The sequence below is a fragment of the uncultured Roseovarius sp. genome (genome assembly GCF_913054395.1).
Classification (GTDB): Bacteria; Pseudomonadota; Alphaproteobacteria; order Rhodobacterales; family Rhodobacteraceae; genus Roseovarius.
This window is the reverse complement of sequence record NZ_CAJXIP010000181.1, coordinates 1-5,835: the sequence shown is the minus strand read 5'-3', so window position 1 is coordinate 5,835 and position 5,835 is coordinate 1. Positions and strand designations below refer to the sequence as shown.

The 5,835-nt window shown below is 61.4% G+C and carries 7 protein-coding genes and 1 tRNA gene; all 8 read left to right on the top strand.

The features are described from left to right. Nucleotides 1–393 precede the first annotated feature (393 nt). A complete protein-coding gene (locus QZ522_RS17215; protein ID WP_294614481.1) occupies nucleotides 394–1,254 on the top strand; it encodes a MaoC family dehydratase N-terminal domain-containing protein in 861 nt (286 codons plus the stop codon). Next, complete coding sequence (locus QZ522_RS17210; RefSeq protein ID WP_294614478.1) at nucleotides 1,251–2,489, top strand: CoA transferase; 1,239 nt, start codon at nucleotides 1,251–1,253, stop codon at nucleotides 2,487–2,489. Before QZ522_RS17215 ends, QZ522_RS17210 begins: the two co-directional genes overlap by 4 nt. A 108-nt stretch (nucleotides 2,490–2,597) precedes the next feature. Next, nucleotides 2,598–2,673 (top strand) — tRNA-Trp (locus QZ522_RS17205). A gap of 210 nt (nucleotides 2,674–2,883) precedes the next feature. Continuing rightward, complete coding sequence (locus QZ522_RS17200; RefSeq protein WP_294614475.1) at nucleotides 2,884–3,036, top strand: hypothetical protein; 153 nt, start codon at nucleotides 2,884–2,886, stop codon at nucleotides 3,034–3,036. A gap of 38 nt (nucleotides 3,037–3,074) precedes the next feature. After that, the gene (locus tag QZ522_RS17195; RefSeq protein WP_294614472.1) at nucleotides 3,075–3,701 is read left to right on the top strand and encodes a hypothetical protein; all 627 of its coding nucleotides are present in this window, start codon (nucleotides 3,075–3,077) and stop codon (nucleotides 3,699–3,701) included. 113 nt (nucleotides 3,702–3,814) lie between these two features. After that, on the top strand, nucleotides 3,815–4,012 hold the full coding sequence (gene secE / locus QZ522_RS17190) for a preprotein translocase subunit SecE (RefSeq protein ID WP_294614469.1): 198 nt from the start codon (nucleotides 3,815–3,817) through the stop codon (nucleotides 4,010–4,012). A gap of 191 nt (nucleotides 4,013–4,203) precedes the next feature. Next, nucleotides 4,204–4,737: a transcription termination/antitermination protein NusG gene (gene nusG, locus QZ522_RS17185; protein ID WP_294614466.1), complete on the top strand. Its 534-nt coding sequence runs from the start codon at nucleotides 4,204–4,206 to the stop codon at nucleotides 4,735–4,737. A gap of 130 nt (nucleotides 4,738–4,867) precedes the next feature. Then, nucleotides 4,868–5,835: glycosyltransferase (locus QZ522_RS17180; protein ID WP_294614463.1), on the top strand; the 968-nt coding region annotated here is incomplete at its 3' end.

Sequence of the window (5,835 nt, the reverse complement as noted above, 5' to 3'; positions counted from 1 at the left end):
CCGCGAAGGCGGCCGCACCGTCGGCGCCGGCGTCGTCAGCAAAATCATCGAGTAATCACGCAGGACGTGGGTTTCACCCACCCAACGGATTTGGAAAGGGCGCCAGAGATGGCGCCCTTTTTCATGCCGCTTAACTGATGACAGGGGCCTGGCGCGTGAAATGGGGCAATCTGCCGCGCCTTTCCATTTGATGGAAACCTGTTTTCATTCGCAGCATGTCGCCGTGCCGCGCCTCCTCAAGGCAGGGGTTTTCCCGTGGGGAATCAAAGTCAGAGCGGTGTTTCTGCAACTGCACAATGAGCATTGCATACAGTGGTATTCACGTAAGCCATTGAAATATTGACTTTTTTGTCACTTCCGGCAGGCTTGGTTGATCACGCAGGGAGGTGAAGAATGGACAAGCTGAATGTAGCTGGCTGGGAAGGCCGCACCGAAACGCAGCAAAGCTGTATTTCCCGAGAACAGGCGGCGCAGATCCATGCCACCCTTGGACAGCCGCATGCGCGACCGCCCGAAACGGGAGAGGTCCTGCCGCCGCTCTGGCACTGGTGTGCCTTCGCGCCCACCGTTCCGCTGGCCGAGTTGGCGCGCGATGGGCATCCGATGTTGGGGGATTTCCTGCCGCCGGTTCGGCTCGGGCGGCGGATGTGGGCCAGTGGCCGTCTGCGCTTTGCCGCGCCCTTGCGCGTGGGCGAGGCGCTCAAGCGGCGCTCGTCGATCCGCAGTGTGCGCGAAAAGATGGGCAGGGCCGGGCCGATGGTTCTGGTTTCGGTCGGGCATCAGATATTCGGCGAGCGCGGGCTTGCGGTCGAAGAGGTTCAGGATATCGTTTATCTCGATATCCCCGAACGCTTTAGCCCGCCGCCCGTCAGGGCAATGCCGGATGCGCCGGTGTTGAGCGAGAGCAGAACCGCATCTGAGACGCTGTTGTTTCGCTATTCCGCGCTGACCTTCAATGCGCATCGCATTCACTATGACCTGCCTTATGCGCAAGAGGTCGAACAGTATCCCGGCCTTGTGGTGCATGGCCCGCTTCAGGCCACATGGCTGATGCAGGCGGCATGTAGGGCGCGCAGCCAGAGACCGACCTATTTCGATTTCCGCGGGCTGCATCCGATGCTGTTGACGCCGGGTGACGGCGGGCAGATCGACATCATGGCGACCGAGGATGACTGTGGTGCGCTGTCACTTGTGACCGGACAGGGCGGACATCAATGCATGCAGGCCACGGCGCAATGGGAGAACACGCTATGAGCGGCATTCTCAAGGGCATGCGCGTTATCGAGGGGTCGGCCTTTGTGGCGGTGCCGCTGGCGGGGATGACATTGGCGCAGATGGGCGCCGAGGTGATCCGCTTCGACCGCATCGGCGGCGGGCTCGATGCCGGGCGCTGGCCGCTGGCGCCCTCGGGGCAGAGCCTGTTCTGGGCCGGGCTCAACAAGGGGAAAAAGTCGATTGCGGTTGATATGCAAAGCCCCGAAGGCAAAGAGCTTGTGACGCGGATCGTCACCGCACCGGGCGAGGATGCCGGGCTTTTCCTGACCAACCTGCGGGTGCGCGGTTGGATGGATTACGAAACCTTGAGGCAATATCGCGAGGATCTGATCATGGTGACGCTGATGGGCGATCGCCATGGCCGCCCGGCGGTCGATTACACCGTCAACCCGGCGCTTGGCATCCCGGATATCACAGGGCCGGAGGGGCTGGCGGATCCGGTGGCACATGCCCTGCCGGCCTGGGATCTGGTGGCGGGGCATCTTGTGGTGTCGTCGCTTCTGGCGGCTGAGCGCGACAGGCTGCGCCGGGGCAGGGGCCAGGAGGTCGAATTGTCGCTCAAGGATGTGGCGGCGGCCACGATCGGGCATCTGGGCCTGATTGGGGATGCGGTGGTCAATGAGCATGAGCGCGGCAAATCGGGTAATGCGCTTTATGGTGCTTATGGGCAGGATTTCGTCTGTGCCTGTGGCGCCCGGGTCATGGTGATCGGCCTCACGCGGCGGCAATGGCAGGGTTTGCTCAAGGTCACCGGCACCGGCGCCGCGATGCGTGCACTTGGCGAAGAGAGAGGGTGCGATCTTAACGATGAGGGTGTGCGATGGACCTTGCGCCACGAGATCACCGCGCGGCTGCGGCCATGGTTTGCCGCGCGCCGGGTTGCAGATTTCGCGGCAGAGTTCGATCGTGCCGGGCTGACGTGGTCGGTGTTCCGCTCGGTGCGCGAGGCGCTTGCACAGGACGCGGACCTGAGCGAGGACAACCCGATGTTCCGCACCCTGTCGCAACCCGGTCTTGGCCGTTTCCCGGTGCCGGGGCATCCGGCAAGCTTTTCGGCACATCCGCGCCGGGATCCGCAGGCGGCGCCAGACCTGGGGCGTCATACCGAAGAGGTGCTTGGTGATATCGTGGGGCTGAGTGATACTGAAATCAGCCAGCTTTTCGACCGTGGTATCGTGCAAAGCCCGCGCTTTGCCGCCCGTCCGGCGGCGTAACCGACAGGGTGAGTGGCCGGACATGGGCGAATTTCTGAAATTAGCTGTTGGAAATGGGTCAACAGCGCTTGATTCCCGGCCAAAGGTGGCTTAATCCGGCGCAGCGATAGGGGTATAGCTCAGCTGGTAGAGCGACGGTCTCCAAAACCGTAGGTCGCGGGTTCGAACCCTGCTGCCCCTGCCATTTCCGACAGATGGATGACACCGATCCGCCCGCCTTACGGGGCGGGTTTCTGTGCGTTTCCGGGATGCGCGCGGAAGGCGATGCCCCTGCACAATGCGGCGAAGCGCCGGGTGATGGCTGATTCTGGCAGATGGACCTTTATTTCCAGCCGCTGACGCGCCCCGAGCTTGGCGATACGTCCTACTGCTAGCGTCCGAGACAGGTGGCGTGATGAGGGGCCGTGTCGATCTTCACAATTTTGGCGAAAATGTGATGAAATTTGTCATGCCGCGTTTCCGCCTCTGGTTTGCCATTTTTCTGCCGCATTTGCGCCGCATCCTCACCTTTAATCAATTTGTGATCTTTTGGGGAAGGCACGGTTGATCCGCGTGGGGGCGTGGGAGAGTGAAAGAGTTACCGCTATGACAATGCAAACGCCGCGGGGCGTTAACCCGCAATCGTATCTACCGCATGATGGATCCGAATACAAAGGGCATGCGCCAGCCGATGCCGCCTCTGTGGATGTCGCCATCAATAATGCCATGACGACGATCCGCAATATCCTGACCGAAGAGCGTCGCACCACAAGCCGCCGCAGCCTGCCGGACCTGGCGCCGGGGGTATTGCCCCAGCACCTTGTCGCACGCCCGAAGCGCAGCGCCAAAAAAACCCGCAAGCCCGCGTTCAAAGGGGCGATCACGGCGAAACTTGCGAGGCCTGCCCGATCCAACGATCGGATCGCGCAGATCACGTCCCTGCGCCCAAAGCTGCGCCACGCCTTCTGGATGGTGGCTTTTGCCCTGGTTGTGTTGTGGCCCAAGGCTGTTCTGGTCGGCCTGATCGCCAGCTTCTGCCTGTTGGTTCTGGGCACCGTGGTCTTTGGTGGCGCGTGGATAAAGGGCCTGTGCGACATGGTGATCGCCGTCCTGCCGGCGTCCTGGTCGGTCCGCGCCAACTGGCCGCCGCTTACATTGCGCCGCAAGCCAGAGCCGGATCCGTTCGAGTTAATGCCCGATCCGTTCGACCGGATCAGCCCCGAAGCATATTAGCCACCTTCGCGCTATCCGGTGTAAAGGGCAGGGGGCGTGGCCTTCTGCCCTTGAATTCACGCGTCGGGCCGCGTATGTCGCCCTGAACAGGTATATCAGAGAAGACAGCGCAGATGGCACGCACGAATCCGCTTCAGTTTATTCAGCAGGTCCGCTCGGAAGTGGCCAAGGTGGTTTGGCCCACCCGTCGCGAGGTCGTGTTGACCACGGTCATGGTGTTTATCATGGCCACGGTCACGGCGATCTTTTTTGCATTGGTGGACCTGACCATTCGCGGTGGCCTGCAGGCCGTGCTGAACATGTTTGGCTAGGTCGGCAAGAAATCGCGGACGGCCCCTTGAAATTGCGGACAATCACGGGTAGTTGACGGCACACTTCTGGACATGGCGCGCGGCGATTCGGGTTGCGCGCCGATTTTTGTTTCGGATAGTGCAGGTCAAGTACCTGAAAGAATACGGACTTCCGGCGAAATGCCGGTCAGAATAAAAGGCATAGGTCGAAGATGGCAAAGCGGTGGTACTCGGTCAGTGTTCTTTCGAATTTCGAAAAGAAGATCGCCGAGCAGATCAGACTATCTGTCATCGAGAACGGTCTTGAAGACGAGATCGAAGAGGTTCTCGTGCCCACCGAAGAGGTGATCGAGATCCGCCGTGGCAAGAAGGTGACCGCCGAGCGTCGCTTTATGCCGGGCTATGTCCTGGTGCGGATGGAAATGTCGGATCGTGGGTATCACCTGATCAACTCGATCAATCGCGTGACCGGTTTCCTTGGTCCGCAGGGGCGCCCGATGCCGATGCGCGATGCCGAAGTGAACGCGATTCTGAATCGCGTGCAGGAGGGCGAAGAAAGCCCGCGTACCCTGATCCACTTCGAGATCGGTGAGAAGGTCAAGGTCAACGACGGCCCGTTCGAAGACTTCGACGGTATGGTCGAGGGCGTCGACGACGAGAATCAGAAGCTCAAGGTCACCGTGTCCATCTTTGGTCGCGAAACCCCGGTCGAGCTGGACTTTGCCCAGGTCACAAAACAAGCGTGACCCTGATGCCGCTGTCCGAAGAGGGCAGGGGCCTCGGACAGCCCGCGCAGTGTATTTCCCCATTGGGAACTTTTGGATCGGCCTCTAGGATGGGGCCGATTTTTGGTTTTGCAGCGGGAGACTTTGGCACATGAAGCTGATCGTGGTGTCAACGAACGCTGCCATGACCATGGGCGGCGAGGCCGTGAAGGCGCTGCAATATGTGCAGGCCCTGCTGGAGCAAGGGCGCGACGTGACGCTTGTCACCCACGACCGGTGCCGTGCGGCGTTGCAGGATGCCCTGCCTGCGGATCGCGTGATCTATGTGCGTGACTCGCCTTTGATGAAAATATGTTGGCGGGCGCCCGGGCTTGGGCGGTTCGTGAACGCGCTGTTCCACAAGGCCGTGGCGCGGCTGTGTCGGCAGTTCGATCCGTCGGATGTGGTCATTCACTATCTGTGCCCGATTTCTCCGGTGGAGCCGCGTTTTCCTCCAAGGGGCTATCGCTATGTCATCGGCCCGCTGTCCGGGAATATCTTCTACCCGCCCGGGTTTCGCCAGTTGGATAGCCGCGCGGGGCGTCTGCAGGAGAGGGTCTATCGTCCGGTTCAATGGGCGATGGGACGGCTGTCATCGCAATATGACCGTGCCGATCGGGTGCTGGTCTCCGGCTATGAGCGCACCAGAGAGGCGTTGCGCTGGGCGGGGTGTCCGGAGGCAAAGATGCTCTCGGTATGTGACGCCGGGCTGGACCGGAGCTTCTTCGATCGCGCCCGTATTCGCCCCGAACAGGCCGCGCCGGAGTTCGTCTGGATCGGGCGGATGGTGCCCTACAAAGGCGCGGATCTTGCGATCCGGGCGCTGGCCGCCGCCCCAGTCGATATTCGGCTGACGCTTTATGGCGATGGTCCGGAGCGGCCGCGATTGGAGGCCCTTGTCGCGGCGCTTGGACTGGAGCCTCGTGTCCGGTTCGCAGGCTGGCTGAGCCATGCCGCCCTGGCAGAGACCCTGAGCCAGTTTCGTGCGTTGGTCTTTCCCAGTCTGAAAGAAGCCAATGGCATCGTCATGCAGGAAAGTATGGCGATCGGCCTGCCGGTTCTGGCCTTGCGGTGGGGTGG